At 35.9% G+C, this 20,235-nt stretch carries 22 protein-coding genes and 1 pseudogene; 11 read left to right on the top strand and 12 right to left on the bottom strand.

All coding sequences use genetic code 11. The features are described 5' to 3' along the window. Positions 1–85 precede the first annotated feature (85 nt). The 4 genes from yfbV to ABEA36_RS03885 all read left to right on the top strand — a co-directional run bounded on the left by yfbV (position 86) and on the right by ABEA36_RS03885 (position 2,742). Complete coding sequence (yfbV, locus tag ABEA36_RS03900) at positions 86–544, top strand: terminus macrodomain insulation protein YfbV (RefSeq protein ID WP_345489008.1); 459 nt, start codon at positions 86–88, stop codon at positions 542–544. 11 nt (positions 545–555) lie between these two features. Next, positions 556–1,086 carry a primosomal replication protein PriC gene (gene priC, locus ABEA36_RS03895; protein ID WP_345489006.1) on the top strand — a complete coding sequence of 177 codons (531 nt, stop codon included), beginning with the start codon at positions 556–558 and terminating at the stop codon, positions 1,084–1,086. Between the two features lie 123 nt (positions 1,087–1,209). Next, on the top strand, positions 1,210–2,178 hold the full coding sequence (cysK, locus tag ABEA36_RS03890; RefSeq protein WP_345489003.1) for a cysteine synthase A: 969 nt from the start codon (positions 1,210–1,212) through the stop codon (positions 2,176–2,178). A 138-nt stretch (positions 2,179–2,316) separates the two neighbouring features. Next, positions 2,317–2,742: a hypothetical protein gene (locus tag ABEA36_RS03885; RefSeq protein WP_345489001.1), complete on the top strand. Its 426-nt coding sequence runs from the start codon at positions 2,317–2,319 to the stop codon at positions 2,740–2,742. Between the two features lie 42 nt (positions 2,743–2,784). On the opposite strand, the gene ABEA36_RS03880 is transcribed toward ABEA36_RS03885, so the two are convergent. Then, positions 2,785–3,732 carry a type IV pilus twitching motility protein PilT gene (locus tag ABEA36_RS03880; protein ID WP_345488999.1) on the bottom strand — a complete coding sequence of 316 codons (948 nt, stop codon included), beginning with the start codon at positions 3,730–3,732 and terminating at the stop codon, positions 2,785–2,787. 12 nt (positions 3,733–3,744) lie between these two features. On the opposite strand from ABEA36_RS03880, the gene ABEA36_RS03875 reads away from it, so the two are divergent. From ABEA36_RS03875 to zupT, 3 genes are read left to right on the top strand one after another with little or no spacing between them, the layout of a single operon-like run. Continuing rightward, positions 3,745–4,446, top strand: coding sequence for a YggS family pyridoxal phosphate-dependent enzyme (locus ABEA36_RS03875; protein ID WP_345488997.1), 702 nt, complete (start codon positions 3,745–3,747; stop codon positions 4,444–4,446). Between the two features lie 46 nt (positions 4,447–4,492). After that, positions 4,493–5,053, top strand: coding sequence for a YggT family protein (locus tag ABEA36_RS03870; protein ID WP_345488995.1), 561 nt, complete (start codon positions 4,493–4,495; stop codon positions 5,051–5,053). Between the two features lie 30 nt (positions 5,054–5,083). Further along, complete coding sequence (gene zupT / locus ABEA36_RS03865; protein WP_345490850.1) at positions 5,084–5,875, top strand: zinc transporter ZupT; 792 nt, start codon at positions 5,084–5,086, stop codon at positions 5,873–5,875. 39 nt (positions 5,876–5,914) lie between these two features. On the opposite strand, the gene ABEA36_RS03860 is transcribed toward zupT, so the two are convergent. The 4 genes and pseudogenes from ABEA36_RS03860 to ABEA36_RS03845 all read right to left on the bottom strand — a co-directional run bounded on the left by ABEA36_RS03860 (position 5,915) and on the right by ABEA36_RS03845 (position 10,686). Further along, on the bottom strand, positions 5,915–7,099 hold the full coding sequence (locus tag ABEA36_RS03860; RefSeq protein WP_345488993.1) for a M20 family metallopeptidase: 1,185 nt from the start codon (positions 7,097–7,099) through the stop codon (positions 5,915–5,917). A gap of 84 nt (positions 7,100–7,183) precedes the next feature. Continuing rightward, complete coding sequence (locus ABEA36_RS03855; RefSeq protein ID WP_345490848.1) at positions 7,184–8,407, bottom strand: hypothetical protein; 1,224 nt, start codon at positions 8,405–8,407, stop codon at positions 7,184–7,186. A 322-nt stretch (positions 8,408–8,729) separates the two neighbouring features. Beyond that, a pseudogene (locus ABEA36_RS03850) lies at positions 8,730–9,403 on the bottom strand (CatB-related O-acetyltransferase). Positions 9,404–9,819: 416 nt separating this feature from the next. Further along, on the bottom strand, positions 9,820–10,686 hold the full coding sequence (locus ABEA36_RS03845) for a YicC/YloC family endoribonuclease (RefSeq protein ID WP_345488990.1): 867 nt from the start codon (positions 10,684–10,686) through the stop codon (positions 9,820–9,822). A 153-nt stretch (positions 10,687–10,839) separates the two neighbouring features. On the opposite strand from ABEA36_RS03845, the gene rph reads away from it, so the two are divergent. The 3 genes from rph (at position 10,840) to ABEA36_RS03830 (ending at position 13,544) form a co-directional block, all read left to right on the top strand. After that, a complete protein-coding gene (gene rph, locus ABEA36_RS03840; RefSeq protein ID WP_345488988.1) occupies positions 10,840–11,559 on the top strand; it encodes a ribonuclease PH in 720 nt (239 codons plus the stop codon). An 81-nt stretch (positions 11,560–11,640) separates the two neighbouring features. Then, positions 11,641–12,285, top strand: a complete 645-nt coding sequence (gene pyrE / locus ABEA36_RS03835; RefSeq protein ID WP_345488985.1) for an orotate phosphoribosyltransferase — start codon at positions 11,641–11,643, stop codon at positions 12,283–12,285. 155 nt (positions 12,286–12,440) lie between these two features. Beyond that, positions 12,441–13,544, top strand: a complete 1,104-nt coding sequence (locus ABEA36_RS03830; RefSeq protein ID WP_345488983.1) for an SIMPL domain-containing protein — start codon at positions 12,441–12,443, stop codon at positions 13,542–13,544. 142 nt (positions 13,545–13,686) lie between these two features. Here the strand turns inward: ABEA36_RS03830 and dinB are convergent, their stop codons facing one another. Further along, positions 13,687–14,754 (bottom strand): DNA polymerase IV, encoded by a 1,068-nt coding sequence (dinB, locus tag ABEA36_RS03825; RefSeq protein WP_345488980.1) that lies wholly within the window; start codon positions 14,752–14,754, stop codon positions 13,687–13,689. A gap of 71 nt (positions 14,755–14,825) precedes the next feature. Continuing rightward, positions 14,826–15,176 (bottom strand): DUF4260 domain-containing protein, encoded by a 351-nt coding sequence (locus tag ABEA36_RS03820; protein WP_345488978.1) that lies wholly within the window; start codon positions 15,174–15,176, stop codon positions 14,826–14,828. An 85-nt stretch (positions 15,177–15,261) separates the two neighbouring features. On the opposite strand from ABEA36_RS03820, the gene rnt reads away from it, so the two are divergent. Next, positions 15,262–15,894, top strand: a complete 633-nt coding sequence (gene rnt / locus ABEA36_RS03815) for a ribonuclease T (RefSeq protein ID WP_345488976.1) — start codon at positions 15,262–15,264, stop codon at positions 15,892–15,894. An 18-nt stretch (positions 15,895–15,912) separates the two neighbouring features. On the opposite strand, the gene ABEA36_RS03810 is transcribed toward rnt, so the two are convergent. Genes ABEA36_RS03810 through ABEA36_RS03790 form a run of 5 tightly spaced genes read right to left on the bottom strand, consistent with a single transcriptional unit; the run spans position 15,913 to position 20,136 of the window. After that, complete coding sequence (locus tag ABEA36_RS03810; RefSeq protein ID WP_345488974.1) at positions 15,913–16,599, bottom strand: hypothetical protein; 687 nt, start codon at positions 16,597–16,599, stop codon at positions 15,913–15,915. Next, positions 16,599–17,738 carry a beta-ketoacyl synthase N-terminal-like domain-containing protein gene (locus ABEA36_RS03805; protein WP_345488972.1) on the bottom strand — a complete coding sequence of 380 codons (1,140 nt, stop codon included), beginning with the start codon at positions 17,736–17,738 and terminating at the stop codon, positions 16,599–16,601. The genes ABEA36_RS03810 and ABEA36_RS03805 overlap by 1 nt, the downstream gene beginning before the upstream one ends. 6 nt (positions 17,739–17,744) lie before the next feature. Then, entirely contained in the window at positions 17,745–18,038 is a 294-nt protein-coding gene (locus tag ABEA36_RS03800) for an acyl carrier protein (protein ID WP_345488970.1), read from the bottom strand. A 30-nt stretch (positions 18,039–18,068) separates the two neighbouring features. Beyond that, positions 18,069–19,259: an ABC transporter permease gene (locus tag ABEA36_RS03795; RefSeq protein WP_345488968.1), complete on the bottom strand. Its 1,191-nt coding sequence runs from the start codon at positions 19,257–19,259 to the stop codon at positions 18,069–18,071. Then, positions 19,240–20,136 carry an ABC transporter ATP-binding protein gene (locus ABEA36_RS03790; RefSeq protein ID WP_345488965.1) on the bottom strand — a complete coding sequence of 299 codons (897 nt, stop codon included), beginning with the start codon at positions 20,134–20,136 and terminating at the stop codon, positions 19,240–19,242. Before ABEA36_RS03790 ends, ABEA36_RS03795 begins: the two co-directional genes overlap by 20 nt. Between the last annotated feature and the right edge of the window lie 99 nt (positions 20,137–20,235).

Here is a 20,235-nt window from a genome sequence, read left to right as displayed (position 1 = left end):
TCGCTAAAATAGAAATCAAAATCCCTAAAATTTGTGAGCGCTATTGTAAGGCAATAAATAGCTAATGTCGAGGAATCCTCTAGTAATGAATCCAATAAAATTATTTAAATTAGGTCAAAAATACATGCTAATTTGCCCTACTGATAAATACTTAGCAAAATCTTTTCCTGAAATAAAAATTATTTCTTACATAAAATTAGCTAATTACTATATGGGGCCGACTTTAGTATTCCTATTTTTTTGGCAATACTACCTAAATGCTAACCTGATTTTAATGATCATTAGCGCTGTTTTTTTAATCAGCTTGCCAATACAAGGCTATTTATGGTTAGGTAAAAGAGCAACAAGCCCATTACCAATTAACTTGCTGTCATGGTATAACCATGTGAAACAAAAATTGATTGATAACGACGTTATTAGTGAATCTAAATCGAAGACAGAACAATTGGATTTTATCCATTTTATGCAGCTTATTACTTTAACCAAAAACCATTTTGGTAACTATTTTGGTGAAGATGATAATAATCAAGAAAATTTTAATTAAGGATTGTGCTTATGGCACTGACTAATCAAATACTGTTACAACGTTTAAATCATAAAATTAATGAACTTGCACAGCAGGCTAAACAGTATGAAAATGTGGTATTGAATGATGCCTGCTTTGATGAACGATTATTTAAACCTTTATCCGTTAAACGAAACGGTTATCAAGCCTATATTGACGAGATAAAACATCATTATCTGCAACTACACCAGCTAATGAATGATTCCTTTACCTCAGACACTCATGCTGCGCAGATAAGTTACCTCACAGATAAGCTTGTCAACCAAATATCAGCACTTTCAAGAGAGCTTGTCACTCACCAAACTCATAAACCAACGACCCACCATCATCAATTACCCTTATTTGAAAAACATGCTCAATATCTCGGTCATTTACGTAAATTGGAATGGATGAAATCAGAATTGGAAAATCACGCTGATGACCGACAAAAAATACAGCTAATTAATGAAAGAATACATCGTTGTCAGGCTGCAATTAAAAGTGTAGAAGAAGAAATTGAGTTATTTGAACAATCATTTTAATGGTTTGCGACATAATGCTTATTTCAAATTGCTATAATCATATAACAATTTATTACTATAACTGTTGTATGTAACATCTTATAATCAAATAAAATTACTTATCATATCTAAGAGGATTAACGCATGAGCCGAATTTTTGATGACAATTCACAAACTATTGGACACACGCCACTTGTACGCTTGAAACATTTTGGTCATGGTAATATTCTCGCTAAAGTCGAATCACGTAATCCGAGTTTTAGTGTTAAATGTCGTATTGCTTCCAATATGATTTGGGATGCTGAAAAACGTGGTTTACTGACATCAGACGTTGCTCTTGTCGAGCCGACTAGTGGCAACACTGGTATTGCTCTTGCCGCAGTCGCTGCAGCAAGAGGATATAAACTCACCCTAACAATGCCTGAGAGTATGAGCATTGAACGACGAAAATTATTAAAAATACTGGGTGCTAATTTAGTGTTAACTGAAGCTGCTAAGGGTATGAAAGGTGCGATTGCTAAAGCTGAAGAAATAGTCGCCAGTGATCCTAAACATAACCTTATGCTCCAACAATTTAGTAATCCATCTAATCCAGAAATTCATGAAAAAACCACAGGCCCAGAGATCTGGCAAGATACCGATGGTCAAGTTGATATTTTTATTGCCGGCGTGGGTACAGGGGGAACATTTACAGGGGTTTCTCGTTATATCAAAAACACACAAGGTAAAGCCATCACAGCTGTCGCGGTAGAGCCACTCAATTCACCAGTTATCAGCCAAGCATTAGCAGGTGAACCACTGCAACCAGGACCTCATAAAATACAGGGGATCGGTGCAGGTTTTATCCCAGCGAATTTAGATTTAAATCTAATTGATCTTGTTGAAAAAGTGTCTAATGAAGATGCTATCGAAACAGCACGCAAAATTATGGACAAAGAAGGAATTTTAGCAGGAATATCATCGGGCGCAGCAGTTTTTGCCGCTGACAGGTTAGCAAAATTGCCCGAAAATAAAGATAAAACGATTGTTGTTATTTTACCCTCATCTGGTGAACGTTACTTAAGTACTGATTTATTTAATGGTCTTTTTACTGATCAAGAATTGAACCAATGATTTGTATATTTTTTAGCCTTTAATGATTTAATAATATGCAAATTTCTTGATCTAGGATAAAAAAAGACAGATAATTCGTTTGCAGTTAAACGTGTTAAACAAACAACGATAGAAACATCAAATAAGGAAAATAAAACAATGTTAGAAGCTATCTTACTTATCGTATCTGGAATTTTAGCTGTTCCATCTTTACTTTTATCAAAAAAACCTGATGCAAAAGCAACATTAGATAAAATTACGCCATTTCAAGGTTGGATTGGTGTTGTTATTCTAATTTGGGGTCTTTGGAGTGCTATCTATTTATTAATCAACATCGGTACATTTTTTGGAAATGGTTTTGTTGGGTTATGGATTTTATTAGCAGCTATCGCTGTTGTCGAATCAGTACTTGGTTTTATTCTAGGCTTCAACTTAATTAATACTTATGTATTATCTAAAAATGCTAAATCTGAAGAAAAAGGTCAACAATTATTAGCTAAATTGTTACCACTTCAAGGTACATTTGGTATTGCTGCTATCATTTTAGGTGTTGTTGCAATCGTATTACTTCTGATTGTATTTTAATCCTAATTATGTTTATTCAGGCGCCTAATGATGGCGCCTTTTTTATTCCATCATTTTCATACCATATTGCATTCCCGTTTGCATAATCGAAGTCAGTTGTTTTGTTTTACCCTCCTCAATTAAATGACTTACTGCTGGTATATTAATCAAAATTTCAAATACCGCCTTTCGAGCAGTGTTTCCATCGTTAATTAATTTTTGTGCAATAACAGCTTGTAATGTACTTGCTAATTGTGTACGAATAAAATTTTTTGCTTCATCAGGGAAAATATCCACTATGCGATGGATCGTTGAAATGGCCGAGTTCGTATGTAAGGTCGCAAAAACAGTATGCCCAGTTTCAGCAGCTTGCAAAGCAGCTTCAATCGTTTGACGGTCACGTAATTCACCCACCATAATGATATCAGGGTCTTGTCTTAAAATGGCTTTTAATCCATTAGGGTATGTCATAAAATGTTGGCCTAATTCCCTTTGCTGAATCAACGATTTTTTATTTTGATAAACAAATTCAATGGGATCTTCTAGCGTAATAATATGTTTGGTGTAATGCTGGTTGATGTAGCTAATCATTGCAGCAAGTGTCGTTGATTTACCGCATCCCGTAGCACCCGTTACCAAAATCAACCCTTGCTTTGATAATGCTAATTGTTTAAATATTGCTGGCGCTTGAATATCCTCTAATGTTGGAATGTGATGGGGTATTATTCTAAACACCGCGGAAAGACCATGCGATTGATAAAAAAGATTTCCACGAAAACGGCCATACTTTGGATGAGCATAACAAAAATCGAGTTGTTTATTACGCTGTAATATTGTGATCTGTTGCGCAGTGAGTAATGTATAAAGTTTTTGTTCTAATTGCTTTGCTTCTAAAAAATAGTGATCGAGGCAAATTAATTGACCATTTTGCCGAATAATTGCATTCTGATTGCTAGAAAGATGCAAATCCGACGCATTTTGAGTTAAACTGAGTGCAAATAAAGTTTCCATAAATAAAGTTAGATGATGACAATTAAAGACAATTTACAACATATACATCACATGATTAATGAGATTGCCACACAGTGCGAGCGATCTCCCAACTTAATCAAGTTACTTGCAGTGAGTAAAACCAAACCAGTTTCACTTATTGAAGACGCAATTCAAGCTGGACAAACTTGCTTTGGTGAAAATTATGTTCAAGAAGGTGTAGAAAAAATCACCCACTTCCAGCAACATCATCCTGATTTATCGCTGGAATGGCATTTTATTGGTCCACTACAATCAAATAAAAGCAAGTTAGTTGCACAGTATTTTGATTGGGTACAAACTATCGATAGATTGAAAATAGCAACACGGTTAAATGAACAGCGTCCAAGCCATTTATCACCATTAAATGTTTTAATTCAAGTGAATATCAGTGATGAAGAAAGTAAATCAGGCATTCAACCTGAAGACCTTACCTTATTGGCACAACAGATTATGGCATTACCCCATTTAAAACTACGCGGCTTAATGGCTATTCCTAAAGCTGAAAGTGATCTTGACCTGCAATCCATAGCATTTAAAAAAATGTATCAACTTTATCAAAAATTGCAGCAGCTTAATCCGGATATCGATACCCTTTCAATGGGAATGAGTGATGATATGAAGGCGGCCATCATCGCAGGTACAAATATGGTGAGAATCGGTACTGCTATATTTGGCGCAAGGCAATACAACTAAACATTTTTATGATATATTGCTAAAACCTAACGTTAAGGAGTTATCAATGTCACCGTTGTTTTATATTGTAAATACGCTATTAATGCTTTGTCTTTATCTGGTCATATTACGTGTCTGGATGCAGTATACACGTGTTAATTATTACAATCCCTGTACACAATTTGTTATCAAATTAACCCAACCTGTAATTGGCCCTTTACGTAAACTTATTCCATCAATAGGTCGTTTTGATACGGCAACATTTGTGGTACTTTATGTGCTTGCTCTGATTAAGTTTCTTGCTATTCTGTATTTTGCAACGAATGCCTCTTATTTTCATTTTAGCTATCTGTTTTATGCACTTTTAGTTATTGTTCATGCCTTTGGTCACCTCATCTTTTGGATCTTATTGGCAAGAGCGATTTTAAGTTGGGTAAGCCGAGGTCAATCCGTCGTTGAAGAAGTGTTGTATCAGCTTTCAGAACCACTGATTGCGCCAATTAGACGGATTGTACCACCAATTGGTAATATCGATTTATCTTTTATGATTTTTGTTTTTGCACTGATCGTTTTAAATCTCATTTTAATGGCGGTCTTTGTTCCTTGGTGGGGTATTATTTCGTTTTAATTGTTAAGTCAATCACTAAGGTTCTCAATGATTTCAACACCATTGGTTTTAACGATACTTGCTGGTGCCTCAACGTTTATAGGCGCCATTTTAGGGATACTAACTAAAAAGCCATCAGATCGTTTACTTGGATTTTCACTCGGTTTTGCTGCGGGTATTATGTTATTAATCTCACTCATGGAGATGTTACCAGCCGCACTCAACACACCATCTGCCTCACCGATTATATGTTACTTGATGTTTATTTTAGGTTTAATTGGCTATTTTGCTTTAGACCGACTATTGCCCCACTATCACCCACAAGATATTCCGTGTGAAAATGGTGATATTGAATGTATCAAAAAAGCCCAAGTAACCCATAAAGACAAAATCAAGCGAACTGCTATTCTTCTTACCTTAGGCATTAGTTTACATAATTTTCCTGAAGGTATTGCCACTTATATCACTGCCAGTGCAAATCTGGAACTCGGTATCGGTATTGCTATTGCCGTTGCGATTCATAACATTCCCGAAGGTTTGGCTGTCGCAGCCCCTATTTACATTGCAACGGGTTCAAAATGGCAAGCCCTATTTTGGGCTAGCATTTCAGGCTGCTCAGAAATTGTAGGTGGCGTATTAACTTATGTTGCTTTAGGCAGTTATGTGACTGAAACCCTAATGGCGAGCATTATGGCCGCCGTCGCAGGTATCATGATAGCCTTATCGGTTGACGAACTGATACCTCTTGCTAAAGAAGTTGATCCAGCAAGAAACCCCAGTATTGGCATTTTATCAGGCATGACAGTCATGGGATTTAGTCTTATTTTATTGCAATATTTTTGATCATAATACGCCATATAACGATTATATGGCGCCTAATCACTAAAATTTTGTTTGATTAAGATAAGCCCATGCATACTGTGCATAAAGTTCTGCACCTTTGACCATTGCGTCTTCGTCAATATTAAAACAACCATGATGATGTGCCCATTGCGTATCTTTCTTAGGGTTACCTGAACCCAGTAACGCAAAAGCACCAGGAATATTTTCAGTATAATAACTAAAGTCTTCACCACCTGTTGTTGGTCGTTCTTGGTAAAGACAATCATCACCAAACGCTTCTTGGATTACAGTTTGAGCAAGTAGCGCACTACGATTTTCATTAATTACAGGCAATGTACCATACACATAATCAACGTCAGCGGTAGCACGATACATTGCCGCAACCTGATCCGCATAACGCTTAATAGCGTTCACTATTTTTTCACGAACGGCTGTATTAAAACAGCGAACGGTACCTTCTAAGATGGCATTTTCAGCAATAACATTAAATCGGGTACCCACTTCCATACGACCAATAGTCACAACAGCAGGTTCTAGGGGATCGACTTCTCTTGAGACAATAGATTGCACATTCATCACAAAGGCTGATGCAACCATTACCGCATCGACAGTATCATGTGGCATTGAGCCATGCCCCCCCTTCCCTCTAAACTTTATTGTCAGCAAATCAGCCGAAGCAAAACTTGGGCCCTCGACACATGAGATTTTATTAATTGGTGTTTGTGACCAAATATGCATCCCAAACACATTATCAATATTCTCTAATACACCTTGTTTTACCATTGCTTTTGCACCCATTGCTATCTCTTCAGCGGGTTGAAAGACTAAACGTACATTGCCTGGTAATTGATCTCTAATTTGATATAACGCCTTAGCTGCTGTTAGTAACATCGCGGTATGCGAATCGTGTCCACACGCATGCATTTTGCCATCTATAGTTGATTTATAATCTATTTTGTCATTGAGCTCTTGAACGGGTAATGCATCAATATCAGCTCTTAATAAAATCGTTTTACCTGCTTTGCCACCTGTAATTTCAGCAATAATTCCAGTCGGTTCAGTCCGACGGTAAACAATACCAATATTATCTAAAGCTTGTGCTATTTTGTTAGTTGTTCTGACTTCTTCAAAAGGTAATTCAGGGTGACGATGTAAGTCTCGACGAAAATCGATCATATTATGTTTATCGTTTTCGATTAATTTATTGATTTGTTGATTAATCATTTTATAGACCTTTATTAATAATTGATGCTGTAAAATCAAATCGACGGAAGAATACTTTAGGTCAATTCATTGTAATAAATAGTGCTAATTAATTGGTATAATCATGCCGACCATCACTCCCGCTAATATCACAGAAACTATTGTGACAGAAATAAAACCACCGATTAGCATTGGTGCTAGCATGTGATTATTTAAAACTTGCCGCTCGTTGGGATCTCGCGTTAAATTATTAATGACTTCATTCGTAATAATATAATCAGCAGGAAATCCATACAATGCAGTTAAAGCTATAGCAAATGCCATTTCCATACTGACTTTTAACAATTTACCAATAACCACCGAAAAAATAAACATGCCGACCACTGCTCCAGATATCAGTACAACAAGTGGTATAATTAAATTTAATAGCATTTCAGGAGTGGCATGGTTTAATGAATCAAAAATAAAAAGCATTAAGGCCATTACTGCAAAACCAAAACCGTTGGCTTTTTTTAATGGATGGCGCTCTAAAAATCCAATCGATGATGCAATTACGCCGTAAAATAAGCATAATACAAAGGGACTAATTGCGACAATCGGCGCCAGAAAAACTGACGTCAAATAAGCAAGAAACCCCACAATGGCCAAGCGTAAGAATTGGAAATAGCTGGTATTATAACGACTTGGCATTTTACTAAACAATCGTGGCATAGGATGCTCATCACTCTCGGTTAACACGTCAAGTTTACTATTTGTTGCACCCTCATCTGTCGACGCCTGCCATTTGCCCGCACGATACTGATTTAGAACACGTTGGCCTTCACGTTTCAAGACAATCGACGTTAATGGGTAACCTGCAAAGCCTTGCATCACATAAATCACAATGGCAAATACTGATAAATCGACTAATCCGGCAGCTTTAGCACCACCCGACATAATAATTGCAGAGACAATGCCCCCGACCAAAGGTGGGATTGCCACAATGACCGTATTGCGATCAAAAAAGATAATCCCGATGACAGAACAAAACACAATAATACCTAAAATGCCTGATAATGAAATTATAATAGTTTTCCACTGTTTTTTTAGCTCATTAACTGATAATAATGTTCCCATATTGGTGATTAATAAGTACATCAGTAATACCGCGACAACAGTAGGTATCCCTGCTCTTGCAACGATATCTTTAGGGAAAAAAGTCCAATAACCTGCAAGGAAAAGTACGGCACAAATAAACACAGAAGGGATCCATGCTTTAGTATACGTTGAAATTAAATCACCAATATATAATATGAACAAGATAAGAACTAACGCCATCATTTGTGGCATATCTAGCATGGGTGCCATCATTATTGTTTTCCTGTATTAATTTATATTACTTATAAGCTGATATAAAAAGACCAAGGGTTGTCATTTTATTGTGAATAAAGTTCGCAAAATACAGCCAACGCTTTTAATAACATAGTTAAAATCATCAAATGAATACGGTTCTTTGTTTTAATCACTGAATGATTCGTTGACTCACCTTCATTTTATAATGATATAAATTAATTTTGGTAGTCTTTATTATTAATTGTGTGCAAAATCGTTATAAGTAAGGGAAATGATTTAGATCTCCCTATCTTTAAAAGTCATAATGCATAAACTGAAATTAACAAGGGGACGGCAATCCCCATATATACGATTTGTTAACTGTTTCACTAGCATACTTTTGGCTAAACACGTTTAAAGCAGATAAATCGAAACTACAAAGGATCGATTTTGCGTGTTCAAGTTTTGCAACAGGCCAATCATAAATGTTCAGTTTTAATAGTTCATCGATGATATCAGCAGAAAAACGGTATTTAATTGTTTTAGCAGGTTTCCACCAACAATACTATAAGGTTCCAGATTATTTATCACCATACTATTTGCTGCGATAATCGCGCCTTCACCTATCTTGATGTCTGGCATGATAAAAGCTCGCATGCCTATCCAAACACCATCACCGATAATAGTATCGCCTTGACTTAGGTAGGCTTCTTGAATATGTTCAGGGAATGGGTACAAACTCAACCAGTCACTTCGGTACGTGTGATTCCCGCCCATTAAAATGACGGTTTCACTACCAATGCAAACGTAATCACCAATATACCGTTGATCAACATCCCAAGGTCATACCCAGTGATGACTTTGTTCATCACCAGATAAATAGCGAACAACAGATTGTTCAAATCCATCATCTCAATAGTCACTATAATAGCTATGCCTACCTTTAATATGTATATTTCTATTTTGTACAACTTCATGGAGTAATGGGTACGTAGACCAATGTTTTGTATTCATGGTAATTAAGCTATTAATAAATTAATGTCTACCACAGAACGCTTGTCTATGGTGATGTATTCACGTTCAAAATACATCACTTTTAGCAACACGAAGTTGTTTTAATAACAGGTTAAGCATAATAAATTTTAACATTATAAACCAATAATGATTGTCTTAAAAAATATCACACATAAAAATTAATTTATTGTGTCAAATAATCACTCAATTAATCTGTATATCCGTTAATTTCGCCATATCCATTGCCTAATAATCTTTTGTATAGCTAATTAATAGACCATAAACATGGCTATACACAGGTTAAACATGCGCTGCAGTGATAGTATATGTGACTTAATAATACTAAAGAGCCCTTTATATAAGGGCTTTTTGAATGATTGCAAACTAAATGAGATTGCATAAGATTGAGTGAAACATTACTCGATATTTTGAATCTGTTCCCGCATCTGTTCAATCAAGACTTTTAACTCAATTGCAGAGGCCGTGACATCGGCATTAATTGATTTTGAGGCAATTGTGTTTGATTCACGATTAAATTCCTGCATCATAAAGTCTAAACGTCGCCCTACTGCTTCATTCTTTTTCAAGATTGAATAGGTTTCTTTAACGTGCGTGGATAATCTATCAAGTTCTTCTGCGACATCAATCCGTTGAGCTAATAGAATCAGTTCTTGTTCTAAGCGATTTTGTTCCAGTTCAATGTTGGCTTCATCTAATTTTGCTTTAAGTTTATCTTTTTGCCATTGTAAAATTTCAGGCATCCAACCGCGGATTTTAGCAATTTCTTGACTAATACCTTCAAGGCGCTGAATGATTAATGACTCAAGTGCTTTACCTTCACGTTCACGTACATTGATAAAATCGTCAATTGCCGCATCAAGTGAATCTAATAACTCGCGTGAGATGCTATCAAGATCTTGCTCTTTTGCCGACATGACGCCAGGCCAACGCAGTATATCAACCACACTAATATCACCGGTTGTTGCTTCATCTTTAATCCAGTTTGCGGCTTGTAATAGCTGTTTAGCCAAATCTTTATTTAAAAACAGTTCTTGATGCTGATTAGCAAGATCGAGTTCAAAACGTAAGTTGCATTCAACTTTACCTCGCGTTAAGCGATGACGCAGTTTTTCACGAATCATTGGCTCTAACGAACGCAGCTGTTCGGGCAAACGAATATAGGTTTCAAGGTAACGCTGATTAACAGAACGTAGCTCCCATGAGGCATGTCCCCAATTTGCGTTCATTTCCTTTCGTGCATATGCGGTCATACTGCGAATCATAATTCTTCATCCTAAGTCATAAAAGTTGTGGGCATTGTACCATAAATTCTGTATAATGCGCTCTTAGCTTAGGCTAAACATTGCAAATTCATAGTGCAGTGTCCTCCTAATAAATAATTAAATCGATATAAAAAGACCAAGTTGGAGATAGATATGCGCCCTTCAGGCCGAACTGTGGAACAAGTCCGCCCCATAAAAATTACCCGTAATTATACTAAACACGCTGAAGGTTCAGTGTTAATTGAATTTGGGGATACCAAAGTACTTTGTAATGCGACAGTCGAAGAAGGTGTACCTCGTTTTCTAAAAGGTCAAAATCAAGGTTGGATTACCGCTGAATATGGGATGCTACCAAGAGCGACAAATTCACGTACTCAACGTGAAGCCGCTAAAGGTAAACAAACCGGTCGTACCATGGAAATTCAGCGATTAATTGCGCGTTCATTACGTGCAGCCGTTGATCTTAAAGTATTAGGTGAATATACCATTACCGTTGATTGCGATGTCATTCAAGCTGATGGTGGCACCCGTACAGCTTCAATATCAGGGGCATGTGTTGCATTACATGATGCATTAAGCGGCATGATTGAAAAAGGTGTGATAAAACACAATCCATTTAAAGGATTAATCGCTGCTATTTCAGTGGGTATTGTCGATGGTCAGGCACTATGTGATTTAGAATACATTGAAGATTCCAACGCTGAAACAGATATGAATGTCATTATGACTGAAGATGGGCGCATGATTGAAGTACAGGGTACGGCTGAAGGCGAACCATTTAGTCATGATGAATTACTGACATTACTTGCTTTGGCTAAAAATGGCATTGATACCATTATCACAGCACAAAAATCAGCCTTAGGCATTGATTAATAAGCGACATAAGTCGCTTTATTTTTATTGAATATTTATTTTACTACCGTTATCGAAAGTTAAGTTCCGGAGAACTACCCTATGAAGTCATACAAACGCCAGTTTATACAATTCGCATTAGAAAGAGAAGTATTGCGGTTTGGCGAATTTACTTTAAAGTCAGGACGCAAAAGCCCCTATTTCTTTAATGCGGGTCTTTTTAATACAGGTAAAGATTTAGCCCTACTTGGCCGTTTTTATGCTGAAGCGCTGATTGATGCAAACCTTGAATATGATGTAATATTCGGCCCTGCATATAAAGGAATTCCTATTGTGTCAGCAACGGTTGTGGCCTTATCAGAACACCATAATCTTGAAATTCCTTACTGTTTTAACCGTAAAGAAGCAAAAGACCACGGTGAAGGGGGGAATCTTGTTGGGAGTTCAATTAAAGATAAACGAGTCATGTTAGTTGATGACGTAATTACTGCCGGAACGGCGATTCGTGAATCAATGCAAATTTTAGAAGATAACCACTCTAAATTGTCTGGTGTACTCATCAGTCTTGATCGACAAGAGAAAGGCCGTGGAGAGTTATCGGCAATTCAGGAAATTAAACACGCTTATCACTGTGATGTGATTTCCATTATTACATTAACCGATTTAATTCATTATCTCGAACAAGATGGTAAAGTGGACGAGTTAAGTCAAGTAAAAGCCTATCGTGATCAATACGGTATTAAATAATATCCATCATCATGATCATTAAGCGCCTTTAGGCGCTTTTTTTACATCTTTTTACAAATTAATACAGTTAAGTGACACATGACGGCGTCTTTGTCACGTACGATAATTGAGTTATTATGTCTTAAACTCGCGTTATCCTCGAAAGGAATTAAAAAATGAAAAAAACTATATTGTTTGCTTTACTCCTTAATTTAGGCGTCGCCACAATGTCAAATGCTAATGCACCTGAAAACGGTTTAATTTCGACACAGCCACAAATCGATTATGAACAATTAAAATATGGTAATGATCGTTTTGCTATTGGTGAAATTAACGTCAGTGTGACCGAAACCATTACCCTAAAACCGGATACAGCAACCTTTTCTATTACCTATATCACTGAGGGTGATACACCTAATGATGCGTCTAACCGCAATGCTAACAATATCAAAAAATTAAATGATTACCTTATGGAATTAGGTATTAACCAAGATAATCTGACAACCATTGGCTATCAAAATTATGAAAATGAAAAAGAACAACCGATTGATAATGCTGCTAAACGTTTTAGCTCAACCTTTACCATCCATTTAAATATCGATAACGAGCATTTTTTTGATGTCGTTAAAGTCCTTGATGAACACCAGATTAGCGATATTAAGCTTGATGACTCACATCAGTTTTATGTCTTTAATATTCAAGAAATAAATGAATCAGCCAATCAAGCCAAGCAACGTAATCAACAAAAATATCAGCAGATAGTTAAACAACTTAAGCAATTAGGTATCAATGAAATCTCCGTTGCAGGTTACGATAACCAAATGGTGTCTGCTGAAAATGAACTCGTCAAAAAATATTATGTGCAAAATACACAACTCATCAAAGTCAATAATTTTGAACAACTCGGTAAAATTATCACTAAAGCACAAGAACTAAAAATGATGGTCAATAATGACTTTAACTATAGTGTATCAGAGAAAGAAAAGAATCGAATCTTAGAACAATATGAGCAAACAATGTATGACAAACTTGCTGCAAAAGCCACGCGTTTACTAGGTCAACATTATCAATTAGGTGTACCAACATCGTTAGTAAGCAATCAAGATAATCATTTTTATTCTGTTCAACCACGAGATTATGGTTATAGCAGAACGATGGTTAATGCAGGTCAATCACAGATGTTTGAAGCACAAGCAGTTGATATCCAATCGCCATCAGAATTTACGATAACCTTAACTATGTCGGGTATTTTTGAAATTGTCATGAATATTTATCAGTAACCTATCAACATCATCATTTGCTTGAGCTAATAAGCAGTTATTAGCTCAAGCAAGCCAGTGTAACCGGATTCATCAGGTCGTTTTTTTACACTATAATTAACCATTATGATAAAAAAATAACGAAAATTTGTGTTTATTGCACCTATTGTAACGTTAATATCAGTTGTTTATCCAACTGGGGATCGATAAGCGTAACATGAAAACCAATTAAGCGAACGCCTCGGTCTTTTCGTCTTTCTTGCCAAATTTGGTAGGCTTGATCAATTAAATCGTGTTTATCGAGTTTTGGATAAATATGCTCTTGAGTCGTAAGCTGAAAATCATGAAATTTAAATTTTACACCCTGCCTTGCAATAGAAAGATCTGCTCTGACTTTACTTAAACGTAATGCGAGTTCTTCATAGAGTGAATCAAAAAAAGGTAAGCATTCTTGCCAACTGTATAGATCATTAGCCATTGTTCGTTCAACCCCGACGGACTTACGTTGCCGATCATTATTAACATCTCGTTCATCAATGCCTTGACAACGCTCATATAAAACACGGCCAAATTTACCAAATTGATTAAGTAGTTTGCTTAAATCATAAGTGACAACGTCACGACAACAAAATAATCCTAAGTCACTTAGGCGTTTCTCAGTGACCTTACCGACGCCTGGAATTTTTTTGAGTGGTAAGTTAGCGATAAACTCATCAACCTGCTCAGGCGCAATCACAAATTGCCCATTTGGCTTATTCATATCAGAAGCAATTTTTGCCAAAAATTTTAACGGCGCCACCCCTGCCGATGCAGTAAGATGAAGCTCATGAGCAATTTTTTGACGTATATCTTGTGCAATCAGCGTCGCAGAACCATGAAATAAATGACAATCCGTCACATCAAGGTAAGCCTCATCGAGGGATAAGGCTTCAATTAAGGGAGTATAACGCTTAAATATCTGGTGAATTTGGTTAGAGACCTCTTTATAAACTTGATGACGTCCTGCTATCACTTTAAGGTGTGGACAAAGCTTGATTGCTTGAGCCATTGGCATAGCACTGTGTATGCCATATTGCCTAGCCGGATAATTGGCAGTGGCGACGACCCCTCGTTTTTTAGGATCACCGCCAACCGCTAATGGAATATTGCGATAACGAGGATTGTCACGCATTTCAACAGCCGCATAAAAACAATCCATATCAATGTGAATAATTTTTTTTCCAGTCGTCATAGTCAGTCTTTAATATTAACACTGTACAAATATACAATAAATTTACTTAAATTACTATAACAACCTAGTGATTAGGGTTTACCAATAAATCCAAGGTGGGTATGTTTGAAACTATCTCGATATTTTAAGCCAAATCCTAATGCTCGATCAAAACTAATATGCGCGAGCCAAATAAACACGAACGGCATTAACGTAGATGCGATAAAAAAGGCAAACACCGCAAAAATAACCGCACCAATATAGCTATGCATTAAATTGTATAAAATTGCCCCAACTTTTGCATTAATAAGGTAACCGATTAACGTCATGTCAGGTACAAGAAAAAAAATTGCGAATAATGACCAAGAATAGCCATAAAAGTGATATGCAAAGATACTTGCAACAAAAAATACCAGATTTTCTAATCTTAATAACAAAATCATTCATCTTTTCCCTATAAGTTATATGCAAAAACTGGCATAATACTGCTCTTAAATATTGCGCTAATTTTATACTAAGACAGACATAATGCCAGATTTTATTGCTAACAAACTAAACGAGCGTTTTCGTGGTTTTTTCCCCGTTGTGATTGATATAGAAACCTCTGGTTTCAGTAATCAAACAAATGCGGTACTCGAAATTGCAGCGATTACACTAAAAATGAACCATGAAGGATGGTTAAACGTGGATGACAAGCTACATTTCCATGTAAATCCATTTGAAGGTGCGGTTTTAGAACCATCGGCATTAGCATTTAATGGCATCGATCCAAACAATCCATTACGCGGTGCTGTTGATGAATCTGATGCGCTCGATGCCATTTTTAAAATGGTCCGTAAAGGCATTAAAGATAATGACTGTAATCGAGCTGTAATTGTTGCGCACAATGCCCATTTTGACCATGGATTTTTAATGGCAGCAGCTGAACGCTGCAAAATCAAACGCAATCCTTTTCACCCATTTGCCACCTTTGATACAGCCTCACTAGCAGGTCTCGTATATGGTCAAACAGTCCTTGCTAAAGCATGTGAAACGGCCAAGATTCCGTTTGACCATAAAGAAGCCCATTCTGCTTTATATGATACAGAAAAAACAGCTGTTCTATTTTGTGAAATGATTAATCGCTGGAAATCACTCGGTGGCTGGCCACTGCAAGAATAAACACGACAGTTGTTGGTTTTATCTATGTAAATCAATAACTATAATTTTATTTAGCATTAAATTGATAAAAAATTGCTGTGTTGTTTTATGCTCTAATTCATCGATTAGATGAGCAATATCTTGATAAAAATAGCCTTGTTTTTGGACTTGATAACTGTTCACAGAATCGATGATAGTCAACTTCGCTATCGCATTCTCTGGGTGTGTTGATAATAGTAGCCAATGACTTCCCTCTCGTTGATCTGCCATAGGTAAACTAGCCTCATGACACCAACCAATTAATGCTTGCTTAATAATCCCTAATTGTAAATCAGCAATTGCAAATAATATTATTTGCCCCCAATTAGCCCTATCCGAGGCGGTGAAAATAGTTGGTCCACTGAGTTGTTGGGCTTGTGCAATATAAAATGGGACGGCATTATTAATACTATTAATAAAATGAAAAGGTTTTGGTGTCCTATGCTGAAAAACCTGAAGTTCTAATTCAGACATATTACTCGGTGAGCTGAATGATGAAGTAACATAAACACCACTGGTTAAATCTGCTTTTAATGGCATCCCCCCCAATAAAGCTAACAACGTTACGCGACTTGTGCGACGACTTGTTAACGAAAATTTTTGTTTCAGTTGGTCTTTTAAGGTTCTATTATCTACCGTTGAATTGCACATGAACTGGCTTACAGCCTGCAAATAAAAGGTTTTCATCACTGACTTAGCTCCAATAATAATGATGCATTGTTACCACCAAAACCGAGATAATTAAGTAGATAGTACCCTGATGGTAAGTCATTAGCTAAACAATATTCATTCATTAAATTTGGTACAGAATGATTTGAATATTTGACAGGCTTAGGTAATTGCTGATGATTAAAACAGAGTAACAATAGAATAACTTCTAAAACACCTGATGCACCTAAGGTGTGTCCAATGTAAGGTTTTAAAAAAAGTAATGGAGGAACCTGCTCAAATGATGCCAATAGACTTTGTTGTTCCACATTATCATTAATTGGGCATCCGGTAGCATTTACTTTTATTGCTTGAATTAACGGTTGTTCAACTGATGATTTCACCAACAATGACTGCATTAAACCAACGAGATTTTGAGCTGAAGTCGTTGTGATATTGCTTGCATCACAATGGCTAAGTCCATCCACTAATCGATAGAGAGGGGTATGATTGTTTGGCTTAGAACTCATTGCAATACATGCAATCCCCTCACCTAAAATTAAGCCACGACTTTCTTGGGAAAAAGGCGCTAAGAACTGATCAGTGAGTAATCCGAGTGAATAAAATCCACTTAGGGTCACCGAATTAAATGACTCAAAACCGACTACAATCGCTTTTTCGATTATATTTAAGGTTAAATAGCGGTGAGCATATATCATTGCATTTGTGCTAGAGGTACATGAGGTTGCAACGTTAATTACATAAATATTTGGTAATATTTTTTTTAATTCGCTTGAAACTTCATTCAAACTAAACATCTGCTCTGCACATAATTTGGTTAATTGATCTTTTCCCTTATTCATAAAATCAATTTCATGAGATGACATAGAAAAAGATGTCGAGGCTAAAAATATCGGTATATTAGCTAACTCAGATGCTTGCCAACCGCACTGCTTTAATGTTGTGTTAATGTGCTTTGCAATTGACTCAGCTAGCTCTGTTAATGATAATCTATTACATTCAAATGCAGAGAAATAATTAACACATCGTTCTTCATCATCTAATGAAAATGTTATTATCTTTGGTTGCTGTGGATGACAGAAAAGATTGCGTGTTATTTGTTCAATGCCACATCCTTGTGCACAGACAGCTGAGAATCCATGAATATAAGTCGTCATAGATCGTTACTGAGTCTTTTTAGATAATTCATCAATAACATAATTCGTTAAATCTGCAACATTCATCATATGTTTACGCACCTCACGATCACCTTGTAAACGCACACCAAACTGTTCTTTAAGAGCAACAGATATTTGTAGTGCATCTAGCGAATCAAGTCCTAATCGACTATTTGGACCAAATAATGGCTCATTATCCATTAATTCTTCTGCAGAAAGCACATCATCCTTTTCTGACTCTGTGATAATAATATTTTTTAATTTTAAAGGTAGATTATCCAACGTTAACCTCATATTCATTGACTTGATAAGTTGTGTGCTATATTTTGTTTATTTTTTCAATTGACGACAATAAATGATACTTGCTAAAGTCAAAAAAACAGTGGCAAATACAATTAACAAACACCATTCAGGTAGAATCCGACTAAAATCATACTGATTTAATAATAAATTATGGAATGCTTTTAATGACCATGACATTGGTGAAATTAATGAAATTGTCTGCATGGTTTCAGGCATCATATAGCTAGGAACCATTATGCCGCCTAATGCAGCCATAATAATATTACCCCCTCCACCTAATACTACCGCATGCTCAGGTGTCTTAGCTAAAACACTCACTAAAAGTGCATATCCCAGTGCGGATAAACTGATCGCAATAGACAGTAAGCCGTAATGCCAAAACGCGCCATAGAGGTGAAACCCTTCAATACCAAAAATGGGTAAAAAATAAATGCCAAGAGCAATCATTCCAATAAATTGGAATTGATTAATCATAAAATAAGGAATCAATTTAGCAAAGAGTAATGAAAAAGCCGATGATTTCGCTAAGCGCAAACGTGTAATCGTATTGGTTTGTCGTTCACCTGTCATCACATTAGATAAAGGTATCATGATAAAAAACATACCAAATATTAACCAAGCAGGAACGCTTTGTTGAACAGAACTCGGTTTTATTACAGTTTCACCTTCATCATTAATAAATCGATCAATAACAATTTTTGTCGCTAAAAATTGGGTGAGCATTTGTGAGGAAGGTGTTGGTCCACTTATGTCTTCATTTGGTGATGAGAATGTTGAAAACGTCCCAATCCTTTTTTGTAAATAAATGTTTTTAACAATAGCTTGTAAGCTCATTAAACGGGTTTGTTCCATACTTGCAAGTGATAGTAATTCAACAGGTTGTTCGTCTTTCAAACTGGTACTTTGATAATTAACATTGATAATTAAAACATCATATTTTTTATTTATGAGTTGTTGCTTAGCCTTGTCTAATGCCGTTAAATCAAAAAAATCAGCATGAATATGTTGCTGGATCATTAATTCATTAATCACATCATGATTTAATTGATTAAGTTCACTCCCCACTAAGGCGAGTTTGATATTTTGGTTTACGTCATCAGCTTGACTTAATGCTATCGACATGATCAGCATAAAAATCATCGGCATCAAAAATAGCACAACCATTCCATGCAGATCACGGCTTAACAAACGAAATTCTTTAATAATTGCCGATAACATGCAGCCCTTCCTGTTGGCTTGATTGTTTTTGTAATGCAAGATGGTTTAAAAAATCTAAGTAAAATGATTCTAATGATTGATAACCATATTGAATACTTTGAATTTGATAAGGTTCTAAGTCCTGCAATAAAGTCGTAATATTATCTTGTATTACACTGAAAGTAACGGTTTGATAATGATCGTGTTTAATTATTGAAGCATTGAGTTTAGTCAGTTGCAGTTGTGAGATAGGTTTTGCTAAAGTGACTAAACACTGCTGCTCTGTGTGTTGATACAAAATATCACTAATCTTACCATTAAAACAAAGCTGACCACTTTCGACAATCGCAATATTGTGACATAACAGCTCAATTTCATGTAAATAATGAGAAGTATATATTACCGTTACGCCCTGTTCCGTGAGTTCCTTGACATTATTAAGAATAAATTGCCTCGATAAGGGATCGACGCCCACTGTGATTTCATCCATAAACACAATTTTTGGCGAATTGACAAGCGCAATAGCAAAATTTAAGCGTCGTTTTAATCCTCCAGATAAGTGTTTAGCATAAGTATTTGTATAACGGTTTAAATCGACTTTATCTAATAAAGCTTGTAAAAATAATTTATCATTAATTTGATATAGCGACGCAAAAAATTGCATATTCTCAAATACAGTTAACTGTGGGTAAAACGCATATTCTTGGGGAACAACAGAAATTTTTTGCGCTTGCGTTTTAGATAATGTTTTGATCGATAGATCATCAAGAAAAATATCGCCCTGTTGTAATGGTAGTAGACCTGACATTAAAGCAATTAATGTTGTTTTACCCGCACCATTTGGACCTAATAATCCAAAGCAACGTCCTTTTTCAATATTTAAATTAATATTAGACACAGCACAACTTTTTGAGTTTGCGTAACTGTAATTTACATTTTTTAGCTGTAACATTTAAAAATTTTTATCATATTCTTTATTTTTATATAAGAATAGTAG

Source organism: Orbus sasakiae (genome assembly GCF_039542345.1).
Lineage (GTDB): Bacteria > Pseudomonadota > Gammaproteobacteria > Enterobacterales > Orbaceae > Orbus > Orbus sasakiae.
This window is presented reverse-complemented; position numbering and strand designations above follow the sequence as displayed.